23 protein-coding genes, 1 tRNA gene and 1 pseudogene are annotated in these 23,490 nt (G+C 62.5%); 9 read left to right on the plus strand and 16 right to left on the minus strand.

All coding sequences use genetic code 11. The features are described 5' to 3' along the window. Positions 1 to 70: 70 nt before the first annotated feature. Positions 71 to 583, minus strand: coding sequence for a prepilin peptidase (locus Y703_RS0102650; protein ID WP_026551476.1), 513 nt, complete (start codon positions 581 to 583; stop codon positions 71 to 73). 59 nt (positions 584 to 642) lie between these two features. Here Y703_RS0102650 and Y703_RS0102655 point away from each other — a divergent pair, with 59 nt between their 5' ends. Next, a complete protein-coding gene (locus Y703_RS0102655; protein ID WP_035763555.1) occupies positions 643 to 1,386 on the plus strand; it encodes a hypothetical protein in 744 nt (247 codons plus the stop codon). Positions 1,387 to 1,431: 45 nt separating this feature from the next. On the opposite strand, the gene Y703_RS0102660 is transcribed toward Y703_RS0102655, so the two are convergent. Together Y703_RS0102660 and Y703_RS0102665 are read right to left on the minus strand one after the other, a co-directional pair. After that, complete coding sequence (locus Y703_RS0102660; protein ID WP_253907908.1) at positions 1,432 to 2,859, minus strand: PhoH family protein; 1,428 nt, start codon at positions 2,857 to 2,859, stop codon at positions 1,432 to 1,434. 239 nt (positions 2,860 to 3,098) lie between these two features. Continuing rightward, complete coding sequence (locus Y703_RS0102665; RefSeq protein ID WP_216698856.1) at positions 3,099 to 3,860, minus strand: isoprenyl transferase; 762 nt, start codon at positions 3,858 to 3,860, stop codon at positions 3,099 to 3,101. Positions 3,861 to 4,049: 189 nt separating this feature from the next. Between Y703_RS0102665 and Y703_RS0102670 the strand changes: the two genes are divergently transcribed. Together Y703_RS0102670 and Y703_RS21315 are read left to right on the plus strand one after the other, a co-directional pair. Continuing rightward, the gene (locus Y703_RS0102670) at positions 4,050 to 4,712 is read left to right on the plus strand and encodes a PAQR family membrane homeostasis protein TrhA (RefSeq protein ID WP_026551480.1); all 663 of its coding nucleotides are present in this window, start codon (positions 4,050 to 4,052) and stop codon (positions 4,710 to 4,712) included. Positions 4,713 to 4,721: 9 nt separating this feature from the next. Further along, positions 4,722 to 5,009, plus strand: a pseudogene (locus Y703_RS21315) (SRPBCC domain-containing protein); the annotation flags it as partial. 1 nt (position 5,010) lies between these two features. On the opposite strand, the gene Y703_RS21880 reads toward Y703_RS21315, so the two are convergent. Then, positions 5,011 to 5,292 (minus strand): hypothetical protein, encoded by a 282-nt coding sequence (locus Y703_RS21880; protein WP_253907909.1) that lies wholly within the window; start codon positions 5,290 to 5,292, stop codon positions 5,011 to 5,013. Between the two features lie 73 nt (positions 5,293 to 5,365). Then, positions 5,366 to 6,295: a mycothiol conjugate amidase Mca gene (mca, locus tag Y703_RS0102680; protein WP_026551482.1), complete on the minus strand. Its 930-nt coding sequence runs from the start codon at positions 6,293 to 6,295 to the stop codon at positions 5,366 to 5,368. A gap of 67 nt (positions 6,296 to 6,362) precedes the next feature. Here mca and Y703_RS0102685 point away from each other — a divergent pair, with 67 nt between their 5' ends. Both Y703_RS0102685 and greA read left to right on the plus strand, forming a co-directional pair. Further along, positions 6,363 to 6,809, plus strand: a complete 447-nt coding sequence (locus Y703_RS0102685; protein WP_026551483.1) for a DUF4307 domain-containing protein — start codon at positions 6,363 to 6,365, stop codon at positions 6,807 to 6,809. Between the two features lie 254 nt (positions 6,810 to 7,063). Beyond that, positions 7,064 to 7,561: a transcription elongation factor GreA gene (gene greA / locus Y703_RS0102690; protein ID WP_035763558.1), complete on the plus strand. Its 498-nt coding sequence runs from the start codon at positions 7,064 to 7,066 to the stop codon at positions 7,559 to 7,561. Between the two features lie 15 nt (positions 7,562 to 7,576). Here greA and Y703_RS0102695 read toward each other — a convergent pair whose 3' ends face one another. The 4 genes from Y703_RS0102695 to Y703_RS0102710 form a co-directional block, all read right to left on the minus strand. Further along, a complete protein-coding gene (locus tag Y703_RS0102695; protein ID WP_026551485.1) occupies positions 7,577 to 8,173 on the minus strand; it encodes a rhomboid family intramembrane serine protease in 597 nt (198 codons plus the stop codon). Between the two features lie 2 nt (positions 8,174 to 8,175). Further along, positions 8,176 to 9,429 (minus strand): threonine ammonia-lyase, encoded by a 1,254-nt coding sequence (ilvA, locus tag Y703_RS0102700; RefSeq protein WP_026551486.1) that lies wholly within the window; start codon positions 9,427 to 9,429, stop codon positions 8,176 to 8,178. After that, on the minus strand, positions 9,426 to 10,673 hold the full coding sequence (locus tag Y703_RS0102705; protein WP_026551487.1) for an AI-2E family transporter: 1,248 nt from the start codon (positions 10,671 to 10,673) through the stop codon (positions 9,426 to 9,428). Before Y703_RS0102705 ends, ilvA begins: the two co-directional genes overlap by 4 nt. Before the next feature lie 258 nt (positions 10,674 to 10,931). Further along, on the minus strand, positions 10,932 to 11,783 hold the full coding sequence (locus Y703_RS0102710) for a Bax inhibitor-1/YccA family protein (RefSeq protein WP_026551488.1): 852 nt from the start codon (positions 11,781 to 11,783) through the stop codon (positions 10,932 to 10,934). Between the two features lie 281 nt (positions 11,784 to 12,064). On the opposite strand from Y703_RS0102710, the gene Y703_RS0102715 reads away from it, so the two are divergent. From Y703_RS0102715 to Y703_RS0102730, 4 genes are all read left to right on the plus strand, one after another. Beyond that, the gene (locus Y703_RS0102715; RefSeq protein ID WP_081743355.1) at positions 12,065 to 13,420 is read left to right on the plus strand and encodes a branched-chain amino acid ABC transporter permease; all 1,356 of its coding nucleotides are present in this window, start codon (positions 12,065 to 12,067) and stop codon (positions 13,418 to 13,420) included. Between the two features lie 11 nt (positions 13,421 to 13,431). Further along, on the plus strand, positions 13,432 to 14,412 hold the full coding sequence (locus Y703_RS0102720) for a branched-chain amino acid ABC transporter permease (protein ID WP_026551490.1): 981 nt from the start codon (positions 13,432 to 13,434) through the stop codon (positions 14,410 to 14,412). Positions 14,413 to 14,516: 104 nt separating this feature from the next. Further along, positions 14,517 to 15,533 carry an ABC transporter ATP-binding protein gene (locus Y703_RS17500; RefSeq protein WP_253907916.1) on the plus strand — a complete coding sequence of 339 codons (1,017 nt, stop codon included), beginning with the start codon at positions 14,517 to 14,519 and terminating at the stop codon, positions 15,531 to 15,533. After that, positions 15,530 to 16,270 (plus strand): ABC transporter ATP-binding protein, encoded by a 741-nt coding sequence (locus Y703_RS0102730; RefSeq protein WP_026551492.1) that lies wholly within the window; start codon positions 15,530 to 15,532, stop codon positions 16,268 to 16,270. The genes Y703_RS17500 and Y703_RS0102730 overlap by 4 nt, the downstream gene beginning before the upstream one ends. A 345-nt stretch (positions 16,271 to 16,615) precedes the next feature. Here Y703_RS0102730 and Y703_RS0102735 read toward each other — a convergent pair whose 3' ends face one another. The 7 genes from Y703_RS0102735 to Y703_RS0102765 form a co-directional block, all read right to left on the minus strand. Beyond that, a complete protein-coding gene (locus tag Y703_RS0102735; protein WP_051427229.1) occupies positions 16,616 to 18,007 on the minus strand; it encodes an ABC transporter substrate-binding protein in 1,392 nt (463 codons plus the stop codon). A 185-nt stretch (positions 18,008 to 18,192) separates the two neighbouring features. Beyond that, positions 18,193 to 18,265: transfer RNA gene (locus Y703_RS0102740), tRNA-Leu, on the minus strand. 88 nt (positions 18,266 to 18,353) lie between these two features. Continuing rightward, positions 18,354 to 19,796, minus strand: coding sequence for an NAD(P)/FAD-dependent oxidoreductase (locus Y703_RS17505; protein WP_035763561.1), 1,443 nt, complete (start codon positions 19,794 to 19,796; stop codon positions 18,354 to 18,356). Positions 19,797 to 19,873: 77 nt separating this feature from the next. Beyond that, positions 19,874 to 21,322, minus strand: coding sequence for a S8 family serine peptidase (locus Y703_RS0102750; protein WP_026551494.1), 1,449 nt, complete (start codon positions 21,320 to 21,322; stop codon positions 19,874 to 19,876). Beyond that, the gene (locus tag Y703_RS0102755) at positions 21,319 to 22,284 is read right to left on the minus strand and encodes a Ppx/GppA phosphatase family protein (protein WP_026551495.1); all 966 of its coding nucleotides are present in this window, start codon (positions 22,282 to 22,284) and stop codon (positions 21,319 to 21,321) included. The genes Y703_RS0102750 and Y703_RS0102755 overlap by 4 nt, the downstream gene beginning before the upstream one ends. Beyond that, positions 22,281 to 23,012, minus strand: coding sequence for a DUF501 domain-containing protein (locus Y703_RS0102760; RefSeq protein WP_051427230.1), 732 nt, complete (start codon positions 23,010 to 23,012; stop codon positions 22,281 to 22,283). The genes Y703_RS0102755 and Y703_RS0102760 overlap by 4 nt, the downstream gene beginning before the upstream one ends. 66 nt (positions 23,013 to 23,078) lie before the next feature. Further along, on the minus strand, positions 23,079 to 23,490 hold a 412-nt coding region (locus Y703_RS0102765; protein ID WP_026551497.1), incomplete at its 5' end, for an FtsB family cell division protein.

A 23,490-nucleotide genomic window follows, 5' to 3' on the forward strand; every position in this document is an offset into this window, starting at 1 on the left:
GGGAAGCCACAGCGGCGCGTGCCCGACCTGCTCGCGGAGGGATAGGACGTAATCAGGAGTAGGCATGAGATCAGCCTAGCGAGGGCAGAGCCAGCACCAGGGCTGCCCCGGCGACCATAAACGGGCCAAACGGAATCGCCGACTTGAGGGTGCCGCGGCGGCCGACAATCAGCACCAGCCCCCAGCAGGATCCGAGTGCAAACGCTGCGAAGGTCCCCCAGAGCAGATGGCTCCACCCGGCAAACCCCAGGTAGAGGCCCAGCAGAGCGGCGAGCTTCACATCACCAAAGCCCATCCCCGCCGGGTAAATCACCCGCAGCACGAAGTACGCCAGCCAGAGCACTGCCGCTCCCCCACCCATGCTGAGAATTCTTTCCCCTTCGCCCGCAAGGAGGGCCCCGAGGCCCAGCAGCACTGCGGCAACCGGGTACGCAGGAAAAATGATCCGATTCGGTAGCAGGTGGCTGCGGAGGTCAATCACGCTCAGCCATGCGCCAACCACCACAAAGACAGCCAGCGCCAGAGCCACCAGAACAGCGCCCACCAGGTTGTCCTGGAAGTACCGGAGGAGCACGTCAGTCATGGGATCCACGCTACTGGACCCTTGGTAAGTGCGGGAATGGCGGCGGCTACACTGTGGATATGTCGGCAACACACAGTGACACCCCAGCAGCCACCTTCAGGTCGCTCTGCCGGTCATCCCCCTGGAAATGGGAGACCCTACGCTTCGTTGTGGCCTGGCGGGGTGCCGGTGGAGACAGCCGTCCACTCAACGCATGGCTGCGCCGCCCAGCGGCGCTCCGAGTGGAGGACGACGACGGCGTCCTCCTCCACAGCACCACCGGCACAGCAGGCTCACGCGACGCGCTGTACGTGAGCGCCACCAGAAAATCCTGGCTCCTCGCCCCGCGGCTGATCACCCCGGTCTACAACGACGCCGGCTTTGTCCTCAGACGACCGGAAGCCGCCTACGGTGAACCTGCGTTTGGCGACCCGCGCTGGGCGGCGATGCTGGATCCGGTCGAATTTGCTGGCGATTCGCCGGTCGCCTTCGAATCTCCCTTTGCCAACCGGGTGGAGTTGGAGAACATTGTCGAAGAAGACTTTGAGGGTCGGCCGGTCCTGAGCGCGATCGCCACTCCCAATCTCACCTACAAGCCGTTTGCCCCCGGCTACCCGCTGATCGGTCGGGGGCGGACCGAGGTGAAGGTGGACCTCGGCACCGGCATCTGCGTGTCAACCCGGGCGCTCGACGGGTCGTTCGCCGGGGGCGGGCACTGGCTGCGCATCCTGGGGGTCGACGAATACATGATCGATGACCACTTCGTTGACTCCGGAATGGACCTCACCGATGTCAGCTCCCACATCCCCTGGAATGTGTCCTGACCGGCTGCCACCACCGTCCCGCCCCCGTTCTGGAACAGGGACGAACTAGATCTCCGCACCCTCCAGTAGCTCGGTGACCAGCGCCGCAATTGGCGACCGTTCCGACCGGGTCAGGGTGATGTGCCCGAACAACGGGTGTCCTTTGAGCGTCTCCACAACTGCCGCTATCCCATCGTGTCGCCCCACCCGCAGGTTGTCCCGCTGAGCCACGTCGTGGGTCAGCACTATCCGTGAGTTCTGGCCGATCCGGCTCATGACCGTCAACAACACGTTCTTCTCCAGTGACTGAGCTTCGTCAACTATGACAAACGAGTCGTGAAGGCTTCGCCCCCTGATGTGGGTGAGCGGCAGAACTTCGAGCATGCCGCGATCCATGACCTCCTCCACCACTTCCTGTGACACCAACGCGCCGAGGGTATCGAAGACAGCCTGGGCCCACGGGTTCATCTTCTCGCTCTCGCTGCCGGGCAGGAAACCGAGTTCCTGACCGCCGACCGCGTACAGCGGCCTGAAGACAACCACCTTGCGATGCTCCCTTCGTTCCAGCACGGCTTCCAGTCCGGCGCACAGTGCAAGCGCTGACTTTCCGGTGCCCGCGCGCCCACCCATCGACACGATTCCGACCTCCGGGTCCATCAGCAGGTCGATAGCCAACCGTTGCTCGGCTGACCGTCCGTGGAGCCCAAAGACGTCCCGGTCGCCCCGCACCAGCCGGATCTGTTTGTCGGCGCCCACCCTGCCAAGTGCCGACCCCCGCGAAGAATGCAGGACCAGACCGGTGTTGGCCGGCAGTTCTGCTGCTTCGGGAAGGAACACGGGCTGGTGGTCGTAGAGCGTGGTGACGTCGGCTTCAGCGACATCCAGTTCAGCGATCCCCGTCCACCCGGAGTCCTTCACCAGTTCGTTGCGGTACTCGTCAGCTTTCAAACCCATCGCCGAGGCTTTAACGCGCATCGGGAGGTCCTTTGATACCACTGTGACGTTCCGGCCCTCGTCAGAGAGATTCTTGGCCACCGCAAGGATCCGTGAATCATTATCCCCGCTCCTGAACCCGGCGGGCAACACCTCGGGCGAGATGTGGTTCAATTCAACCCGCAGCGTTCCGCCCTCTTCCCCGAGAGGGATCGCCTGGTTGAGCCCGTGGTGTTGCACCCGCAGGTCGTCGAGCAGCCGCAACGCCTTGCGGGCAAAGTAGCCCAGTTCGGGGTCGTTGCGTTTAGCCTCCAACTCGCTGATCACCACGATCGGTAGGATCACCTCATGCTCAGCGAACCGGGTGATTGCCCGCGGGTCTGAGAGCAACACGGAGGTGTCGATGACGTAGCTTCGACTGCCAAGACTCTCCACAGCTGAAAGGCCCGCCTCGGCAAGGATCAGTTCGTCATCCGTGCTGGTGCGGGCCCTGGTGGCTTCGTCCGGGGACAGGGGGTGGCCTGAGTGAAATGAACGCCGTGGTGTGTCAGATATGGCCATGTGAACTCCACTCCGGGGCGTGCAATCCCCGAATTGTGATGGGGTGGGTAATCCGGTGAGGCCGCGAGGCCTGGCACGGCCTCCCCGGATTTGGCGATGTGCTGGTGAGCACTTTTCGCTGCATCGGTAGCCTCCCGATCAGTCGGCGTTGGTGCCTCCTGATGGAGTCGAGACTACGCTCGGCGTCGGCAAGATAAGGCTTTGGCGCGGCGTGTCGAACAACAATTCGAGGTTAACTTCTACCCACCAAAGCGTCGTTGCCGCCGTCCGTAATCACGGAGCGCGCGCAGGAAATCGACCCGGCGGAAATCGGGCCACAGGGCCTCACAAAAGTAGAACTCGCTGTACGCGCTCTGCCACATGAGGAATCCCGACAACCGTTGCTCTCCGGATGTCCGAATGACAAGATCCGGGTCTGGTTGACCGCGGGTATACAGGAAGGAAGAGATTTGCTGGTCTGTGAGCCCGTGTGCCACGTCTTCGAGGGACTCGCCCCCGGACGCCGCCGCCAGCAGCAATTCCTTCACTGCGTCGACAATCTCCCGGCGCCCGCCGTAGCCGACCGCCACGTTGACGTGCAGTCCGTCGATATCCCGGGTCTGAGTGGCGAGAGCGCACACCTTGTCTGACAGGTTGGCAGGCAATAGTTCGAGTGCCCCGACGGGCTGCACTCGAACCCGGTTGCTCTCCCCCAACCGGTCGAGCGTGTTGGCAATAATGTCGAGCAACTGCTCGATTTCCTCGGGCGAACGGCTCATATTGTCGGTGGAGAGCATGTAGAGCGTCACTACCTCGACACCGAGCTCCTCACACCAACCCAGAAATTCGTGAATCTTGTCAGCACCGGCCTGGTGTCCATCCCGGGTGGGTGCGCCGGCCAGCTTGGCCCACCGCCGGTTCCCGTCGACCATCACTCCGATATGGCGGGGAATCCGATCGGGGCTCAGGGACCGCTGTAGCCTGCGTTCGTAGAAGTTGTAGGCGAATCCTGGGAACTTCACTGGGTGGTTCACCTGTCCTTCTTCCTTTAGTCCTTCGCTGCGCCGTCCGCGGCACCTGGTAGATCTACTCCTAAGGTACCGTCAAGGACCCGACGCTCAACCGACGCCACAGTGGGTGCTTCTCCACAAGCTCAGTCATACCAACGCTACCCGGCGGTAACATAGTGCACTGCCGGGTAGAATCAGCCTATGACCTTGAGCTCCCCGGGCGCCCTCAGACCGAAGCTGCGCGGCTGGCTTCACGCTGGGGCAACACCCCTGGCACTAGCCGCCGGCATAGTCCTGGTTGCCATCGCCCCGACGGCGGCAGGAAAGATCACCTCGGCCATCTACGCGCTTACCGGAGTGCTCCTGTTCGGCGTGAGCGCGGTCTATCACACCGGCTCATGGACTGACCGGACCAAGGTGGTGCTGAAGCGTCTGGACCATACCAACATCATGCTGGTCATCGCTGGCAGTTATACTCCGCTGGCCCGGGCACTATTGGAACCCGACAAGGCGTCAGTGTTGCTGTGGGTCATTTGGTCCGGGGCTATAGCTGGAGTGTTGTTCCGGGTGCTCTGGGTAAACGCACCCCGTTGGCTCTACGTCCCCGTCTACGTGGCACTGGGGCTGGGCGCATTGTTCTACCTGCCCGATTTCTTCGCGGCCAGCCCTGCGGCGACGGTCCTGATCTGCATTGGCGGCGCACTGTATATCGCTGGAGCGGTATTTTATGCCCTCAAGCGCCCCAATTTCAGCGCCAACTGGTTCGGTTTCCATGAGCTGTTCCATGCGTTCACCATCGCGGCTTTCACCGTTCACTTCATAGCGATAGTGATTGCGGTCCTCAATCCACTTCAGGGGTCTTGACCAGCCGCGTTTGAGCGTGAGTTCGACTTCCCAGTTGATCTTGTCTTTCAGGCCCACGCCCGAGCTGACCTGATTGCCCAGTGGCTCGGACCGCGCCGGAACGCCATCGAGGTTGATCATTATGACTTCCGCTCCGGCGGAAGCTACCTGTACCGCCACACCGGTCCCGACGGCGCCAGTTACACGTTCAGCGGCGTCTTCCACACGGTGAGAGAGAACGAGTTCGCCGTCCAGACCTTCGAATCTGGCGGGTACCCCGACGTGGCCAGCATCGAATTTCTTAACTTCGAGGACCTGGTCAGCGGTTCCCCGGTGATGAACCCGGACGCGTATCCGAGTCATTGAGCCTCTCACGCGGGGCGCTGTCGTCGAGAGGAGTCTTAGTGTTGTCCGATGCGGCAGCATCGTCGATCATCCCCTGGTAGCGAACCCGTCGGATCCGTCGGGACATGTCACGGACGAGGAAGATCACTGCCACCACCAACAGGAGGGTAGCAACGAAGCCCAGCAACCCGGGCGTCACCTGGCTGGGATCCAGCCCGGGCCTTAGCCCGTCCTCTTGATTGGGGGCGGGGCTCACGGCAGACACCAGGTTGAGCAGGTAGGACACAATGCACCACTTTCACAGGAACGTCGGGCGGCGGGGCCCCCATCTATTCTATGCCAGCAAAGAAGTCAGCTTCGGGCAGTTTGGCTTCCACCCGCGAGTGAATCAGTGAATAGTCTTCCCACGGCCAGACCTTCCGCTGCAGGTCCGAGGACACGGCGAAGAAGAACCCCTCAGGGTCAACCTGCGTGCGGTGGGACAGCAGCGCCCGGTCGCGGTAAGCGAAATAGTCGCCGCACTCAATCTGGGTGGTGGTTTCATGGGTTGGTGCTGGCGGCTGATGGCCTTCGGAATCGGTTTCCAGCCAGGCGGCAAGCCGGGCTGCGTAGGGCGACTGAAGCCCGGCCTGCTCAAGAGCGTCATGCAGGGCGCGGAACCGTTCAGGGTTGAAAGCGCGGTCGTAGTACAACTTGAACGGAGCCCATGCGGCGCCGGTGCCGGGGTAACGTCCGGCGTCGCCCGCTGCGTGGTAGGCCTCGACAGCCACCCTGTGCGCCATGATGTGGTCCGGGTGAGGGTACCCGCCGTTCTCGTCGTAGCTGAGGATCACGTGGGGGCGGAACTCACGAACCAGTTTAACCAGGGGCGCTGCCGCGCGTTCAAGCGGCTGCAGCGCAAAGCACCCGAAGGGTAACGGTGGCAATGGGTCACCCTCTGGGAGTCCCGAATCAGTGAACCCGAGCCAACGCTGGCGGATCCCCAACTCCTTGGCAGCACTGGCCATCTCCAGCCGGCGCAGCCCGGCGAGGTCCCGCAGAGCGTGCGCCTCTCCGGCAACCTTCTCGTTGAGAACGTCCCCGCGTTCTCCCCCGGTGCAGGTGGCGACCAGCACCTCGACGCCGTCGGCCGCGTACCGAGCCATGGTTGCGGCGCCTTTGCTTGACTCATCGTCCGGGTGGGCGTGAACTGCCAGCAATCGGAATCCCTGGCCGGGGGCCGTAGCACTGAGTGATGAGGTGTGGTCCGGGCTGGGCAACTACTGCTCCTGGGGTTTCGGCTATCGCTTTAGGCAATAAATTCCGGCGGGGATAAAATGGTGTGCGATGGATACCAATCAACCGCCAGTACCAAGAGTAGCCAATCGCTACGGCACCCCCAAGCCGGGGTTACCGGGGCGCACCAGGAAACGGATCATCTGGGGCTCCCTGGCTGTCGCAGTGGTTACCACAGCCGTCTTCAGCCTCCAGACGTCCATCCCCGACGTCACGAGCAAGGACGTTGGGTTCAGCATTCAGGATCCCGGCACCGCGACCGTGGATTTTGACATCACCAAGGCACCGGACACCACGGTGCAGTGCGCTGTCCAGGTCCTCAGTGAAACCTATGCGGTGGTGGGCTGGAAGGTAGTTGACATTGGTCCCAACGGCGCCGCGGATGGGACCGACAACGGGCGGACCACTGCGCACCGCGCGCAGCTACGAACCGAGTCGGAAGGTGTCTCGGGCGGGGTCGACTCCTGCTGGGTCATCGATGAAGCCAACTCTTCCTAAGCAACCCGACCTGGCCCGATCACTTCACTTTCACTACCTTTAAGCCGTCGCCACCCCTCGCTACCTTGGGATATCCAGGGCGGGGCGACTACACTTGGTCAATACGTTCGGCTCCCCCAACCGGTGACTAACGGTGTATGCGGTCACCTAGGGGTGGAGCCTTTATTTGTTGCTAAGCCTGCTTACATCTCGTTGTGCAGGCTGTCACCATGCCGGGACCGTAAGTTAGACGTGTTTCGGACATAGCTAAGGAGATGCCCGTGTCCACCAACAGTGCACCTGTCGCATGGCTTACCCAGGAGTCCTATGACCGCCTCAAGACCGAACTGGAGCATTTGTCCGGTCCCGGCAGGACCGAGGTGGTTGCCCGCATCGAACAGGCCCGGTCCGAGGGTGATTTGAAGGAGAACGGTGGCTACCATGCCGCCAAGGAGGAGCAGGGCAAGTCGGAGGCACGCATCCGCCAGTTGACCGCGCTGCTGGAAAACGCCCATGTTGGCGAAGCCCCTGAGGACAACGGAATCGTTGAGCCGGGCATGCTGGTGCACGCGAACATTGCCGGCGACGACGCCATGTTCCTGCTCGGCAGCCGCGAGGTCGCCGGTGACACCGATATTGATGTCTACAGCGAGAAGTCCCCGCTGGGAGCAGCTATTCAGGGCAAGAAGTCAGGAGACAAGGTGACCTACACCGCTCCGAACGGTAAAGCGATCGACGTCGAGGTGCTGTCAGCCAAGCCCTACGTGGGCTAACACCGTGCCGCGCTGTTAGCGCCCGCTTGACTGCCGACGGCGGTCCGTCCTCCCAGGGACGGACCGCCGTCTCAGTATCAGGGCGGCAAGTACTCCCCCGAGCGCCCCGAACAGGTGCGCCTGCCACGATACGTTGGAGCCGGCTGTCGGGAGGACTCCCCACAGGATCGAGCCATACATTAGGAACAGGACGACGGCGAGCAGAATCTGCCGCAGGCTGCGGTTGTAAAAACCCCTGACAATCAGGTAGGCGAACAAGCCGAACACCACACCGGAGGCACCGATGGTGAGTCCGCCGCCGAAGATCCAGACCCCGATACCCGATCCCAGCCAACTGGCAGCGACGGCGACGGCGAAGCGCCCTGTCCCCTCGAGGAAGGTCAGGAACCCGAGCACCAGCAGCGGAAGCGTATTGCTCAGGAGGTGGCCTACGCCTGCGTGCAACAATGGCGCGAACACGATTCCGTCCAGCCCGTCCAGCTCCAGCGGGTCAATGCCCAGGGCGCCGATCAGCCGGGTGCCGGTGAGCACGTTGGCCACATGGATGACCCAAAGCAGGGCAGTGAACACCCCGACAACCAGGAGTCCTTTGCGTGCCCGCGCCGCCAGCATGCTCAGCCCTCAATGACCATGGGCTGGAAACCCTCGGCCCGCAGGTTGTTCAGGATGAGATGGCAGTGGCCTTCGCCTTTGGTCTCCATATTGATCGTGATCGCTACGTCCCCCATGCTGATTGAACCGCCCACCCGGGTATGGTCTACCCCTGTCACATTGGCGTCAGATTCGGCAATGATGCGTGAGATGGTGGCCAGCGAGCCTGGCCGATCATCCAGGAGCATCCGCACCACCAGGTACCTACCCGCTGCCGCCAGGCCTCGCTGGATGACCTTCAGCATGAGCATCGGGTCGATGTTGCCGCCCGAGAGAATTACCGCTGTATTGCCGGGCGTCGCCCCATTCTCGGTCAGTTTGCCGTCAAGGAGCGCTGCGACGCCTACCGCCCCAGCCGGTTCCACCACCATCTTTGAGCGTTCAAGCAGGAAAATCAGTGCCCGCGCCAGCGAATCCTCGGTAACGGTGACGACGTCGTCGACCAGTTCCTTGATGATCGAAAACGGGAGCTGGCCGGGCCGACCGACGGCGATACCATCGGCAATGGTCGATACCCTAGTCAATGGCACCAGCGCATCGGCTGCCAGCGACGGCGGATAGGCCGCGGCATTCTCTGCCTGAACGCCGATGATCCGGATCTCCCGGCCGAGTTCCCGCGCCCGCGCCTTGACTGCCACTGCCACGCCAGCGAGGAGCCCGCCGCCGCCGACACCCATCAGGATGGTGTCAACATCGGGAACCTGTTCCAGGATCTCCAGACCAATGGTTCCCTGACCGGCGACCACATCCACATTGTCAAAGGGGTGCACAAAGACGGTGCCGGTCTCCTCAGCGAACCGGTTGGCCTCGGCCAGCGCCTCATCAACGTTGTGCCCGTGCAGCACTACCTCGGCGCCGTGGCCGCGGGTTGCGGCCAGTTTGGGCAACGCCACCCCCATCGGCATGTAGATCCGTGCCTTGATCCCGAGCCGCGCGGCCGCGACGGCAACTCCCTGGGCATGGTTTCCTGCCGAGGCGGCGACTACCCCGCGGGCGCGCTCGGCTTCGGAGAGACGGGCCATCCGCACGTAGGCACCACGGATCTTGAACGATCCCGCCCGCTGCAGGTTCTCGCACTTCAACGACACGTTGGCGCCAATCAGCCGGCCCAACGCCCTCGAGTCTTCAATGGGCGTCCGCGCGATGACTCCGTCCAACAGTTTCTGGGCTGCCTGAACGTCTTCGAGCGTTACGGCGAGATCGAGTAGATCAGTCACTGGTCAGCCTTTCCTGCCTCGTTAAGTAGTGTGATGTCATTCAGTGCCTGCCTGGCGTGTGGCGGTTCTTCCGGCGTATCGGGGAGGGAATCCGGCGGGGGCGGCACGCCGCCAACCGCCGGGTCAGTCTCCCAGGCACGGGCAGCGATGTACCGCACCACCGTATTGACCACTGCAAGCAGCGGCACCGAGAAAAGCGCGCCGGGTATTCCCGCGATCAGCGTGCCGCCGGCGACGGCGAGCACTACCGCCAGGGGATGCAGCGACACCGCTGGCCCCATGATCAACGGCTGCAGGACATGCCCTTCGAGCTGCTGCACCACCAGAACGATAGCGAGCATAATCAGCGCATTCACCCAACCATTTGCCACCAGCGCCAGCAGGACCGCTACCAGACCAGTGAACAGGGCTCCCACGATCGGGATGAACGATCCCAGGAAGACCAGGACACTGAGCGGCAGCGCCAGCGGCACGCCGATCAGCGCCGCACCAGCACCGATACCGACAGCGTCGACGAAGGCGACGAGCATCTGCACCCGCACGTAGTTGGCCATTGAGGACCAGCCCCTGCGGCCTGCACCGTCGACGGCGGTTTGCGCGTCGCGCGGCATGAGGTGGACAGCGAAACGCCAGATACGCTCGCCTTCCAGCAGGAAGAAGATCAGCGCGAAGACAGCCAGCAGCGCGCCCGCCGCAAAGCTGCCCGCGCTGCTTCCAACTGAAATTACCCCTGTCACAATCGATCCGCTGTTGTTCTGGACCGCGTTGGCACCCCCGTCGATGAACTGGTCGATCTGAATGTCGGAGAGGGCCAGCGGCCCGTCATGCAGCCAGTCCAGGATCTGTTGGATTCCCTCGAGTGCCGAACCCCAGAGGTCAGCGAACCCCAGAGCCAACTGGCGCCCCGCCAGCGTTGCCATGGCACCCACCAGGGAGAGGAACACCACCACAGTGATGGCGACGGCGAGACCATTGGGAATCCTTGCCTTCCGCAGGAACCCCATGACTGGGAGAAGCAGGCTCGCCAGCAGCCCTGCCAGCAACAGCGGAATGACCAGGAGCGAGATATGGCCGAGGAGCCAGACCAGCACTCCCCCCACCACGACGATCAGCCCGACCCGCCAGGCCCATGCCGCCCCAAGGCTCAAGGCGTACGGCACGTCCCTCGCGGATTCACGCCGCGGTGCCGGGTCATGAGCGCCCTGGATAGACTCGTGGGGCTTCCGCTGCGAGGGGCGAATCATGGTGCAATCTTTCCACACGTTACTGAACACTCAGCATTGGACTGTGCCCGGTTAGCTCCCGTGGCAGAACGCTCGCGCGCCGATCCACCGGTCTATTTGGTCAGCCCCGCACCGGGACCCGGCCGCTGTGGCTGACGGGCGGTTATGCCGAGCGGCGCCGGTCCCGCGAGCGGGGCGCGGAGCCTGAGCCGGGTTAAACAACAGTGCCCGCAGCGATAGCCGCGGGCACTGTTGTTTATGCTGCGAAATACAGTCGAGTTACTCGCTGCCACGCAGGATGGCGATCAGGCGGATGAACTCGATATACAGCCAGACCAGCGTCACAGTCAGGCCAAAAGCTGCCGTCCACGAGTACTTCTGCGGCGCACCGTTACGTACACCGTTGCTGATCGAGGTGAAGTCGATCACGAGGGAGAATGCGGCAAGGCCGATTGCGAAGATTCCGATGATTACGCCCAATGGGATGCCGAAGATTTCAATACCGGTGCGCAGCCCCCACGGATCCTCGCTGACTCCAAACAGCATCAGGCCAAGGTTGATCAGGCTGAATGCCGCGTAGCCGATGATCGCGATCATGAAGATCTTCATCGCCTTCGGAGTGGCGCGCACCTTCCCGCTTCTGAACAACACCAGCGTGACGGCGAATACGGTCAGCGTCCCCAGCAGGGCTTGGAGGGCAATGTTCGGGAACTGGGCCTCAAGGATCATCGTGAGCCCACCGAGGAACAGACCCTCCAGGAAGGCATAGCCGAGGATCAAAGCAGGGACAGGCTCGCGCTTGAACGAGTTGACCAGTCCCAGGACCAGCCCGCCGATCATACCGAAGATCATTAGCGGAACGGCCAGGCCTGGGAGCAGGAACGCCGGAACTGCCGCGCCCAGCAGCACAACACCAATGGACAGGACGGTCTTGACGATCACGTCGTCGAAGGTCATCCGTCCCATCTGCGAGGGGCCAGCTGAGGGCTGGTTGTACAGGTCTTCCATCTGGGTGGTGCTCATTGCGCTCTGGCCTGCGAGTGCTGTTGCACCCTGTCCTGCCGGACTATTGCCGCGAGCAGCGGTACGGAAGTTCTTTCCGTTGAATACCGGATTACCGCCAAGTGCCATGTGTACTAGTCCTCCAATGGGGGATGAATGTGATCTTAACCTTATCAATCACAACGCTTTTTGGGGCATTTTGTTCCCGCGCTTCCCTGCCGCCCCAGCGGATTCGTTATCCAATTGCTACCCGCCGGTAGCCGTTTGGGTCTCCGGTGAAACACGGCACAGGTAACATGAACTCACACTCGGTGACGTGTGTCACAAGAAATGTGTCGCGAGAGGCGTGACACAAGCCGTCCTTACTCCATCGGATCGCCGGTGGGGCACCCCATAGTGAGGTTCATAACTTGATAACCCGACCGACGCCTGCGTGGATCAGGAGGCTGCTGGTTTTTGCGACCGGACTCATTGCCGTCCTGATGCTCGGCGCCCCAGCAGCCCAGGGTTACCACCCCGGGCCCCCCGCCACCGCACCCAGCGCGTTGGTATCGTCATCACTTCCTGCGGGAGAGGTGGTGACCCAGGAATTTTCGGATCGAATCAGTGGCGTTCTCCGAAACGCTGACGGTCCGCTCCCGGACGTCACCATTTCGGTATCGGGCAATGGGTTCGACGGTGAAACCACCTCGGCCGCCAACGGATCCTGGTCGGTTGGGGTCCCTGAACAGGGCGCGTACGAGGTAACCCTTGACGTGGATACCCTCCCCGAGGGGGCAGCTCTGGCGGAGGGACAGGCCAACCCCAGGACGGTGACCTTCGCTGGTACGTCCAATGTCACGACGCTCTTCCTCTTCGGCGAAGGGATTGTCACCAACACCACGAGTTTCTGGGACACGCTCGCTGAGCGTGCCCTGGCCGGGCTCAGCTTTGGCCTGCTACTGGCGCTGAGCGCAGTCGGGCTGTCATTGATCTTCGGCACCACCGGCCTGACCAACTTCGCTCACGGCGAGATGGTCACCTTCGGAGCGGTTGTCGCCTTCGGGTTCGCTGCCCTGGGGCTTCCCATCTTCGTTGCCATACCGTTGGCTGTGGTTGCTGGCGCCCTCCTCGGCTGGGTTCAGGATGCTGGGCTGTGGAAGCCGCTGCGGCGCCGCGGCACCGGCCTCGTTCCCATGATGATCGTCAGCATCGGTCTGGCGCTCGCCCTGCGGTACATCATCCAGTTCAACTTCGGCGGAGCCACCCAGCAGCTACCCGGCGCGCAGAGCGCCCGCCTGGACTTCGGCCCCGTCTCCATCTCCCAGAACAACCTCAATTCGCTGGTGGTCTCCCTCGTTGTCATTCTGCTCGTCGGGTTCCTCCTGTTGCGCACCCGGATTGGCAAGGCCACCCGCGCGGTCTCGGACAACCCGGCACTTGCCGCTGCCTCAGGGATCGACGTCGACCGCGTTATCCGGATCGTCTGGATGGTCGGGGGCGCCCTGGCCGCCCTCGGCGGAATCCTCTGGGCGTATTACCGCCCAGGCGTTTCATTCAACATGGGTCAGCAGATTCTGCTGCTTATCTTCGCCGGCGTTGTCCTGGGTGGGCTCGGCACAGTCTTCGGTGCCCTGATCGGGTCAATCATCGTGGGATTGTTCGTCGAAATCTCAACCATCTGGCTGGAAGCTGACCTCAAGTACGTGGGAGCACTTCTGATCATGATTCTGGTCCTTCTGTTCCGGCCGCAGGGTATCCTCGGCCGTCGAGAGCGCGTCGGTTAGGGGCTCACACCATGGATTTCGGAAATATTCTTGCACTCGCCTTCGGCGAAATGATCAGCCCGACCACCGCCGCCTACGCTCTGGCTGCTTTGGGTCTGGCAGTGCACTTTGGCTATTCAGGCCTGCTGAACTTCGGTCAGGCCGGCTTTATGGCTGTGGGTGCGTACGGGTACGCGATCTCGACGCTGACCTTCGACGCTCCGCTGCCGGTTGCCGTCCTCGTAGCGCTGATAGCCTCAGTGCTGTTCGCGCTGATTCTCGGCATCCCGACCCTGCGCCTTCGCGCTGACTATCTGGCGATCGTCACCATCGCCGCGGCCGAAATTGTCAGGTATATCGTGACCACCAACGGCCTGACGGACGTCACCGGGTCAGCCAACGGTCTCGCCAACTTCGAGAACGGCTTCTTCGCGCTGAACCCGCTGGCCCCTGGGTCTTATACCGTGGGACCGATCTCGATGAACGAGCGGGACCTGTGGATCAGAATCGTGGGATGGACCATAGTGATCCTCGCCTGCCTGACCGTCTGGTTGCTGATGCGTAGCCCCTGGGGCCGTGTGCTCAAAGGCATCAGGGAGGACGAGAACGCTGTCCGCGCACTGGGCAAGAACGTCTACGCGTACAAGATGCAGGCCCTGGTCATCGGTGGTCTGCTCGGTTCCCTGGCCGGCATGATCTTCACCCTCCCCCGCGGAGCGGTGCAACCAGCCAACTATGCCACCGAGCTGACGTTCTTCCTGTATACCTGCCTGCTTCTCGGCGGTATGGCGACAGTTCTTGGTCCGGTGATTGGTGCAATGATTTTCTGGGTGGTGCTGTCACTGACACAGGGACTGCTGTACGGGGCAATCGAAATTGGAGCTATCACCTTCCTGTCCAACGTGCAGGCCGGTCAGCTGCGATACATCCTGGTCGGCGTCGCCCTGATGCTGCTAATGGTGTTTAGACCCCAGGGCGTCCTGGGCAACAAGAAGGAGCTGGCGTTCGCATGACCGAGCCACAAGAGACGCAGCCACATTCCACCGGAGACCAGCGTCCCCCCAAGCACAGCGCGGCCGAGGAGCCAGTAGCCACTGATGCGGTACCGGTGGACTATATGTCCGACTCCCGCACCATCGCTGCCGGCGAGACCGGGCCGGGCTGCAAGAAGCGGGATCCCATTCTGGTCGCCGAGAAAGTCACCAGAAGCTTCGGCGGGATGAACGCCGTCGACGTCGACTATCTCGAAGTGCCGCGCAACAAAATCACCGCGCTGATCGGCCCGAACGGCGCAGGAAAGACCACCCTGTTCAACCTGCTGACCGGGTTCGACACCCCCAACAGCGGGCAGTGGCGGTTCGATGACCGCAACATCGCTGGCGTGCCGTCCTTCAAGGTCGCACGCCTGGGGATGGTTCGTACCTTCCAGCTGACGAAGGTGATGGGCAAGCTCAGTGTCATGGAGAACATGCGCCTCGGTGCCACTGCGCAGCCGGGTGAGAGCCTCGCCCGTGCCCTCTTCAAAGGCATGTGGGGCAAACGTGAGAAAGAGATCACCGACCAGGCCAACGTCCTCCTCGAGAAATTCAAACTTGACGCGAAGAAGGACGACTACGCTGCGTCCTTATCCGGCGGTCAACGCAAGCTCCTCGAAATGGCGAGGGCACTAATGGTCAAGCCAGTCCTGGTCATGCTCGACGAGCCGATGGCCGGGGTGAATCCCGCGTTGACCCAGTCCCTGCTGGACCACATCAAGAACCTCAAGGCTGAAGGTATGACCGTCCTGTTCGTCGAGCACGACATGCACATGGTCCGTCACATCGCCGACTGGGTGGTGGTGATGGCTGAGGGCAAAATCGTCGCTGAAGGGCCACCCGAGGACGTCATGAAGGACAAAGCGGTGATTGATGCCTACCTCGGCGCCCATCACGACGTCGACCTCGGGGATTCGAAGGGTGTTGAGCTGCTTGAGGTTGAGCTCGCTCAGGACAAAGAATCTGTCGTCGGGACCGCCGACGCCGGAATCCTCGCCCATCCCGCGGGCCCCCATCACGAGCCCACACACTCAGACAGAACCGGTCCCGACGCGGCTGGCCCAGCCACCGCCCCGGACAGCAAGGAGACACGACCATGAGTGAGGACAAGAGCACATCGGTAGTCAAGGTCACCAACCTGGTGGCTGGCTACCTGCCGGGTGTCAACATCCTCAACGGATGCAGCATCGAAGCGCGCTCCGGGGAGCTGATCGGCATCATCGGGCCCAACGGCGCCGGCAAGTCGACCCTGCTGAAGGCCATGTTCGGTCTGGTCAAGGTGCACTCCGGCACGGTAGTAGTCAGGGACAGGGACATTACCGGGCTGAAAGCCAACAAGCTGGTCAGCCAGGGCGTGGGATTCGTTCCGCAGAACAACAACGTATTCGCCTCGCTGACCATCGAGGAAAATCTCGAGATGGGTATGTACCAGCGTCCCAAGGACTTCAAGAAGCGGTTCGATTTTGTCGCCGACCTCTTTCCCGAGCTTGGGAAGCGACGGGCCCAACGGGCCGGTTCGCTCTCCGGCGGTGAACGCCAGATGGTGGCGATGGGCCGCGCGCTCATGATGGACCCGGCGGTGCTCCTGCTCGATGAGCCCTCCGCTGGTCTGTCCCCGGTGAAACAGGACGAAACCTTCCTGCGGGTGCATGAGATCAACCGGGCGGGGGTATCGGTGATCATGGTTGAGCAGAACGCGCGCCGGTGCCTGCAGATCTGCGACCGCGCGTATGTCCTCGATCAGGGCAAGGACGCCTACACGGGTACCGGCCGCGAGCTGATGAAGGATCCGAAGGTTATCCAGCTCTACCTGGGCACTCTCGCCGACACCGCGTAGGAGGCTGTCAGCACTATGAACGCCCGGCTGGATAATCCAACCGGGCGTTCTGCGTTAACGGACGTCGTGGCCTGTTCTGTCCCCGGACGACGGTTGGGTTAGCAATCTGGGCATCCAGCAGGCGGAATACCCCTCACCGAGGCTCCGGTTGACCCGTCGTGTCCAGGTTGCCCACCGTCCCCGCCGAGGTGTGAGATCTGGCGACTCAGAGTCCTCCAGACCCGCCGGAGCTCACTTCTCGGCGCAGAAAAACGGCCGCTGTACCTCCCAAGACTTGGGGAGGTACAACGACCGTTTGTGGTGCGAGTGTGGTGCTGGTTTATTCAGATGAACTGACTAGCCTGCTTAGAGCTGTCCGGTTTCGGAACGGATTGGCTGATTGATGTTGTTCTCGTCGTACTCGTAGATTCCAATGAAAGCTTCAGTAGGATCACCGTTCTCATCGAACGTGATCGGACCGGAGATGCCGTCGTAGTCAATGTCTTCGCCGTCGCGCAGCAGGGTGACGCAGGCTGCGAAGTCATAGCACTTCTCACCTTCGCCAGTAACGCTCTGCAATTCGGCAGCGATGGCCTCGCTATCAGTGGATCCTGCAGCTTCAGCTGCCAACGCGACAACATTTGCTGCGTCGTAGCTTTCAGCTGCATAGCTCCAGCTGGTGAGAGCTGGATCGATCTCCAGCAGAGCCTCCTGGAAGGCGTCGCCGGTAAATGGACCAGGGACGGTCCCCCGCGCTCCCTCCAACGTGCCCGGATCTAGGTCATCGCTGAAGTCGGCAGTGTTGCCGTCCACAGTGAAGAGGGTGGTCGGGTCAATGCCCTGAGCGGTCAGCAGGGGAATAATGCTGGTCACCTGGTCGAAACTGATGACCACGATGGCGTCCGGCTCTGCAGCGACAACTGCATCAACTTGGCTGCTGAACTGCGAGTCGCCCTCGTTGAACATCTCGTTGGCGATCACCTGGCCCCCGGCGCTTTCAACAGCCTCGCTGATGAAGCCCTGCAGCCCGGTGCCGTAGGCATCGTTCAGGGTAATCATGCCAACTGTCTGAGCGCCACACTCCATAATGTAGTTGCCGAGCACCCGGCCCTGCAGCACGTCGGAGGGTGCGGTACGCCAGTACAGGCCGTTGTCATCCCAGTCGGTGAAGTCGGGAGCCGTGTTGGCTGGCGAGATCTGGATGACTCCAGCACCGGTGATCTGGTTGATCACGGTCCGGGACACACCCGAAGATGCGGCACCGATGATGGCGCTGACGTCCTGGGACAGGAGATCAGTGACTGACTGGGTGGCGATGTCGGTGGTGGTATCGCCCGAGTCGCGGTGGACGATTTCGACGTCCTGGCCGAGCACACCGCCTGCCTCGTTCATCTCCTGAACTGCCAGGTTTGTGCCGGCGATTTCAGGTGGGCCGAGGAACGCGAGAGCACCCGTGGTGGGGAGCAGCGTTCCCAGCACCAGCGGCGTGTCAGAGGTTGTGGTGGCCTCGGGGACAGCTGATGGGTCCCCCTTCGGGTTGGCCTCGGGGGCTTCCCCGCCCTGGCTTTCCGGGCAGGCAAGCCCGGTAGCAGCCGGTGGGGCTGAGCTTTCGCCGCCATCTACTTCTCCCTCAGGAGCAGTAGAGCCGCCGCAGGCTGATGCAAATAGCGCGATGCCCAGGCCCAGGGCAGCGACCTTCGCCACGCGCGGTGCATTGTCCCCAATGCCGAACCGCGCAGAATTGCGTGTTGCAGTCATGTAAGTTTTCTCCTCGACCGAAAGGCTTTGTGCGCCTTTGATGCGATCACCAGGTGTTCCTGGTATGTAGAAAAGCTAATGCAAAAAAGCGTCGAAACTAAGCAATTACGGTCACATCCTTGTAACGCTCGCCACAGAGAGGTAAATCGCCCGCTAAAACTGCCTTCGGACTGGAAGGCCCAGGGTGCCCCAGGTCAGACTCGAACTGACACTGAACAGATTTTAAGTCTGCTGCCTCTGCCATTGGGCTACTGGGGCGTTAGGGGAGAGTCCCCCTTTAGAATACAACGGCGGTACCTGCTCGGTGGAGCAGGTACCGCCGTTGGTGGCGATTCGAGAGGCTTGATCAGCTCTTGGCAGGCTCGCTATAGGAGTCGGCCTTCAATGCGCCTGCGCTAGCCGGCGCCTGGGCCTGGGCCTTCGTGGGCGGAGGAGTCGCCGCCTCGCGGAACTGACGCCTGGGCGTCTCCAGGTCCATCAATGCGGTGGTGTCGCGTCCAAACGCGAAACTCAGGATCCAGTTGAATACCACCCTGAACTTACGCTCGAACATTGGCATCGCCATCCCGTGGTACCCGCGGTGAGCCAGCCACGCCGGGAGTCCGCGCATGCCGAAGCCCATGATGTTGGCGACGCCCTTGTACTGGCCAAAGCCAGCCACAGCACCAAGGTTCTTGTGCTTGTACTCCTTGACCCGTCCGACGCCGTTGTTCTGCGCGTAGATGTTCTTGGCGAGCAGTTTTGCCTGACGCACAGCGTGCTGGGCGTTGGGTACGCAGAACCCTCCGACGCCCCCGCCAGTAAGATCCGGCACCGCCGCGACATCGCCCGCAGTCCAGGCGCCCTCGATGGGGCCGTCATCGCCAGTGATCCGCAGCTCGGCATTCGCCCGAATCCGGCCACGATCGTCGATCGGGAAGTCCGAGGACCTGACCATTGGGTTGGCCTGCACACCGGCGGTCCAGATCAGTGTGTCGGTTTCAAACTCGTCTGCGGGAGTCTTATCCGGCATATTGATCAGTTTCAACCGACCATCCACCGCACTGGCCAGCGAGGTGTCCAGTTTCACCTGAATGCCACGGGACCTCAGGTGAGCAACCACCCACACCGCCTGGGATTCGGTGACCTCGGGCATAATCCGGCCCATTGCCTCGACCATGACGAACCTCAGGTCCGGTTGCCCGAGTCGGTCGTTCTTCTTGACCGCTGCGCGGGCCATATCCTCGATTTCGGTGATGGTCTCGATTCCGGCGAACCCGCCCCCGACCACTACGAAGGTCAGTGCGCGATCCCGCTCGGGACCGGCTGGCATCAGCGAGCCGGTTTCGATGCGCTCGAGGACCTTGTTGCGCAGGGCGACAGCTTCCTCGATGGTCTTCAGACCAATCCCCTGATCCAACAGTCCGTCGATCGGGAAGGTCCGGGTGATGGAGCCAGCCGCCATCACTACGTCGCGGTAGGTCAGTTCAAACGGTTCGCCACCGCCGGCGGGAGTGACCATTGCAGTGCGGCGGGAGTGGTCAATGCCGGTGACCTTGCCGGTGATCAACTCGGTCTGCTTGAGGTGGGTGCGGTGCGAAACCACAGCGTGGCGGGGTTCAATATTGCCACCGGCCACCTCGGGGAGGAACGGCTGGTAGGTCATGTAGGGCAGCGGGTCCACCAGGGTGACAATGCCACCGTGGGACTTGATCTTCTTCTGCAGCTTGTGCGCCACGTAGAGACCCACGTAGCCGCCACCGACTACAAGAATGCGCGGACGATCGGAGAACTGTTGATTCAGTGCCATTCCTCGATGATACCGGACTTTGTGAAAATCTTCACTAAGTTTACGTGCGGCTGGGAAACTGGGTTCCGAAAGGCCGCTCAGGCCGGAGGGTCAGGTGTCTTGGCCAGAGAATCCGTGTCGGTGCTCTCATCGACCGGACGGGAGAGCGCTGACCGCCGGGCGCGAATAACTGCGACAGTTCCCCCGGCGAGGATCACCACTATCAGCGCCGCGAAACCCACCACGATTGCTGCGGGCAGCCCCCCTGTTGTTGCTGAACCTTCGTCAGCTACCGGAACCTCCGGTTCGGGAATGTCGACGACTGGGGGCTCGCTGGTGGGCGACGCGGGCTCCGGTGGCGGAGCTGGGGCTCCCCTGCGGTAAATCTCAATGAATTCAGCCATGCTGCCCAGAAGGTTTTCGTCAGGGACTGCCAGATCGGAATCGACCGCAGCTGCGACGTCGAGAATTCCATACCCATAGAGGGTGTCCCGTTCCACGCCCTCGGCGCCGGCGTCACGTGCTGTCATGAGAATCCGGTTGATCACCTGTGCTGCTGAGAGGTCCGGATACTTGGATCGGATCAGGGCTGCGGTCCCGGCGACGAGCGGGGCCGCTCCAGAGCTGCCCGACCAGTCGGCGTAGACTCCGCCAGGCAGCGCGCCCACCAGATTCTCGGCGGGCGCTGCTACCCCAATGCTGATTCCCTCGGACGATGATTCGCGGCTCGCTTCGCCCTCCCTATCGAGCCCCGCAACGGCGAGGACGCCCGGCATGGTTGCCGGCGCCCCGACCTGGAGGGAACCGCCCGCGCGATTCCCTGCTGCCGCAACGATGACGACGTCGTTCTGCTCGGCGTAGAGGAAGGCTTCATCCCAACTTTCAGGCCAGGTGGGTGAGGTGCTCCCAAGCGACATGTTGATCACTTGGGCGCCGTTGTCCACCGCCCAGCGGACGGCATTGGGGATCTGGGTGTCGATACTGATCCCTGCCGGGTTGGGGCCCTTGGTTTCACCCTCAATCCAGACAGACACGGCGAGCAGTTCCGACTGGGGGGCAACTCCCACAATCCCTTCAGGGCCGCGGCCGAAGGAGTCAGGGCCAGTCGTTTCGACGGGTTCGGCTGACGGCGACTCCTCGTCAGAATTCTCGTCGTCGGACGGCGACGGGTTGGGCGGCGGGTCAGGAAGGTGGCCCCGTCCAGCCAGGAGGCTGGCTACCAACGTGCCGTGCTCGGCTACCTCGCCGATGCCGAGCTGACCGTCGGGTTGACCGGACCCGGACACGTCAGTACCGCCGACGACGACTCCCTCAAGGTCAGGGTGTGAACCATCAACACCGCTATCGATCACTGCGACGCGGACACCCTCCCCCTGGGTGGTTTCCCAGGCTTCGGTGATTCCGTAATCTTCCAGCCAGTACTCCCGCTCCCGCAGGTCATCGGCCTGGGCCGGCACCGCTGGCAGCAGGGCGGTTGCCACGGCAACCCCCAGCAGGCAGGCGGTGACCCGCAACCGGTGGCTCAATGAACCTGCAGAGCGGGTCACTGGTTTACCGGCCTGTTCTGGCTGAGGGCAATTCCGTCAAGAATGTCGTGTTCACTGGTGAGCGAGGTCCTCACCCTGCCACCGGTGGCCTCAGCGAGGTAGTCAGTGATGGTGCGCCAGATCAGCGCACCCGCCCCGATCACGTCAACCCGCCCCGGGTGCATGTAGGGCAGTGCGGCACGCTGCTCCCGGTTCATCCCCAGGAGATCGGTAGCGGCCCTGGAGACGCGCTCCTGATCCACCTCGGAACCGTGAATGTCGTCCGGCGAGTACCCCGGCAGATCCAGCGCATGAGCGGTGATGGTGGTGATACTGCCTGCGACGCCGATCAGCCGCGTGACCTTGTCGAACGGGACATCGCGGGCGGCCTCGTCGATCAGCCGTCGCACCTCAGCCTCCATTACCCCGATCTCCCGGACCGTGGGTGGGTCCGAGGCAAGGTACCGTTCGGTGAAGCGTACGCAGCCCATATCCATGCTCCGGGAGGCAGCTACTCCACGCTCGTTGCCGACCACAAACTCGGTGCTTCCGCCGCCCAGGTCAACCACGAGCACGAGCGAGTCTTCGGTAGTCGACGCCTCGGGCGGCAGCACGCTGAGCGCCCCGTCGAAAGACAGCGTAGCTTCCTCGTTTCCATTCACCACTTCGGGGTCCACTCCCAGCAGTTCCTTGATGCCTGCAGCAAACACGTCACGGTTTGCTGCGTCGCGGGTAGCTGAAGTAACGACAAACCGGATCCGGTCGGCGCCGTGGTGACTGATTAACTCAGCGTAATCACGTGCAGCCGCAAAAGTTCGTGCGAGCGCTGCCTCCGACAGCCGACCGGTGGTATCGACACCCTCGCCGAGCCTGACCACGCGCATCAGGCGAATGACGTCGGTGAGTCGGCCGTCGTCGTCAACATCGGCGATGAGGAGTCGGATGGAGTTGGTGCCGCAGTCGATGGCAGCTGTGCGCATTATGGTGTCTCCGGGGGATGGGTATCAGCTGCGGGAATAACTGCACTGTCTCGGGCTGCACTGTCTCGGGCTGCATTGTCTCGCGCTGTTTCGGCGGCCGACCGGCGGGTGGCGCGTTTGGCTTCAAGTTCATCGGGGGTAAGGCCCTGGGTACGGGTATGCCGGCTGAGTTCGCGGTCAGGTGCTGATCCGGCCATGTCCCAGGCCCCTGCGCAGGAGCAAGTCTCCCGGGTCCACCACTGGGCCAGGCCTTCAACTGCTTCATCACCCAGCGGGTTCACTCCCGGACCGGCTGCCAGGGAGTGGCCGACCAGTACGTGAAGGCACTTGACCCGGGTGGGCATCCCGCCGGCCGAGACCCCATCGATCTCGGGAACGGGCCCGGTCCCTGACCTCTCCCCGATGGCCTTCCTCATGTGAAGGTAATGCTGGTGGGCTGCCCGATAGTTCTCGGCAAGCACCGGGTCGCTCTCCAAGCGCTCAGTCATCTCGGCCATCAGCCCTGCTGCTTCAAGCCGGGATACTGCCGCGGTGATAACCGGGTGGGTGAGGTAATAGGTGGTGGGAAAGGGGATGCCATTGGATAGCCGCGGAGCGGTCGTCGCGACGAGTGGGTTGCCACAGACACACCGCGCACCAACTTCGACGACGTCCCGCACAGGACGGCCCAGCTGACGGCTGAGCGTATCCAGGTCGGCATCTGTCAGCTCGGTGCTGGACGCTGAGTCCATGACTGTCTTACCTTTCGTGGTTCGGGGCTGTTCAGGAGTCGCTGAGACTCGGAAGTGACGCAGGCGCTAGGAATCGGTCGCTGACCGCTCGATTGAATCCCAGAGCGCATCCACCCAGGGAAGGTCCTGGGGGGCGTCCCCAGAAGACCCCACTGCCTCGTCACCGGGTTCGGTGTCTCCGACAACCACGTACCGGGTCTCGCCAGGCATCACGAGGAAAATCCGTTCGCGTGCCTGGGCCTTGATGTAGGCGGGGTCCTCCCACCGTGCGAGCTGCCGTTCGGACTCAAGCTGGGTTTCCTCAAGGGCGGCTATCTCATCGCGCAGGGTATTGAGCTCCCCCTGCTGCAGTAGGTAGGTGCGCACCGACGGTGCCAGCAGCACTGTGATAGTCACCAGCACCACCGCCAACGCCAACAGCCTGCCGGAGAAGGACTTGGCCGGGATCGGCTTGGCATCCTCTGCCGGGACGATCACC

It is taken from the genome of Arthrobacter sp. H20 (assembly GCF_000520515.1).
Taxonomy (GTDB): Bacteria; Actinomycetota; Actinomycetes; order Actinomycetales; family Micrococcaceae; genus Arthrobacter_D.

Excerpts from the sequence above, each read along its gene's own strand:
- Y703_RS0102650 (WP_026551476.1), bottom strand. The coding sequence starts at position 583 with ATGACTGACGTGCTCCTCCGGTACTTCCAGGACAACCTGGTGGGCGCT.
- Y703_RS0102655 (WP_035763555.1), top strand. The coding sequence starts at position 643 with ATGTCGGCAACACACAGTGACACCCCAGCAGCCACCTTCAGGTCGCTC.
- Y703_RS0102660 (WP_253907908.1), bottom strand. The coding sequence starts at position 2,859 with ATGGCCATATCTGACACACCACGGCGTTCATTTCACTCAGGCCACCCC.
- Y703_RS0102670 (WP_026551480.1), top strand. The coding sequence starts at position 4,050 with ATGACCTTGAGCTCCCCGGGCGCCCTCAGACCGAAGCTGCGCGGCTGG.
- Y703_RS0102685 (WP_026551483.1), top strand. The coding sequence starts at position 6,363 with ATGGATACCAATCAACCGCCAGTACCAAGAGTAGCCAATCGCTACGGC.
- greA (WP_035763558.1), top strand. The coding sequence starts at position 7,064 with ATGCCCGTGTCCACCAACAGTGCACCTGTCGCATGGCTTACCCAGGAG.
- Y703_RS0102695 (WP_026551485.1), bottom strand. The coding sequence starts at position 8,173 with ATGCTGGCGGCGCGGGCACGCAAAGGACTCCTGGTTGTCGGGGTGTTC.
- Y703_RS0102705 (WP_026551487.1), bottom strand. The coding sequence starts at position 10,673 with ATGATTCGCCCCTCGCAGCGGAAGCCCCACGAGTCTATCCAGGGCGCT.
- Y703_RS0102710 (WP_026551488.1), bottom strand. The coding sequence starts at position 11,783 with ATGGCACTTGGCGGTAATCCGGTATTCAACGGAAAGAACTTCCGTACC.
- Y703_RS0102720 (WP_026551490.1), top strand. The coding sequence starts at position 13,432 with ATGGATTTCGGAAATATTCTTGCACTCGCCTTCGGCGAAATGATCAGC.
- Y703_RS17500 (WP_253907916.1), top strand. The coding sequence starts at position 14,517 with ATGTCCGACTCCCGCACCATCGCTGCCGGCGAGACCGGGCCGGGCTGC.
- Y703_RS0102730 (WP_026551492.1), top strand. The coding sequence starts at position 15,530 with ATGAGTGAGGACAAGAGCACATCGGTAGTCAAGGTCACCAACCTGGTG.
- Y703_RS0102735 (WP_051427229.1), bottom strand. The coding sequence starts at position 18,007 with ATGACTGCAACACGCAATTCTGCGCGGTTCGGCATTGGGGACAATGCA.
- Y703_RS17505 (WP_035763561.1), bottom strand. The coding sequence starts at position 19,796 with ATGGCACTGAATCAACAGTTCTCCGATCGTCCGCGCATTCTTGTAGTC.
- Y703_RS0102760 (WP_051427230.1), bottom strand. The coding sequence starts at position 23,012 with ATGGACTCAGCGTCCAGCACCGAGCTGACAGATGCCGACCTGGATACG.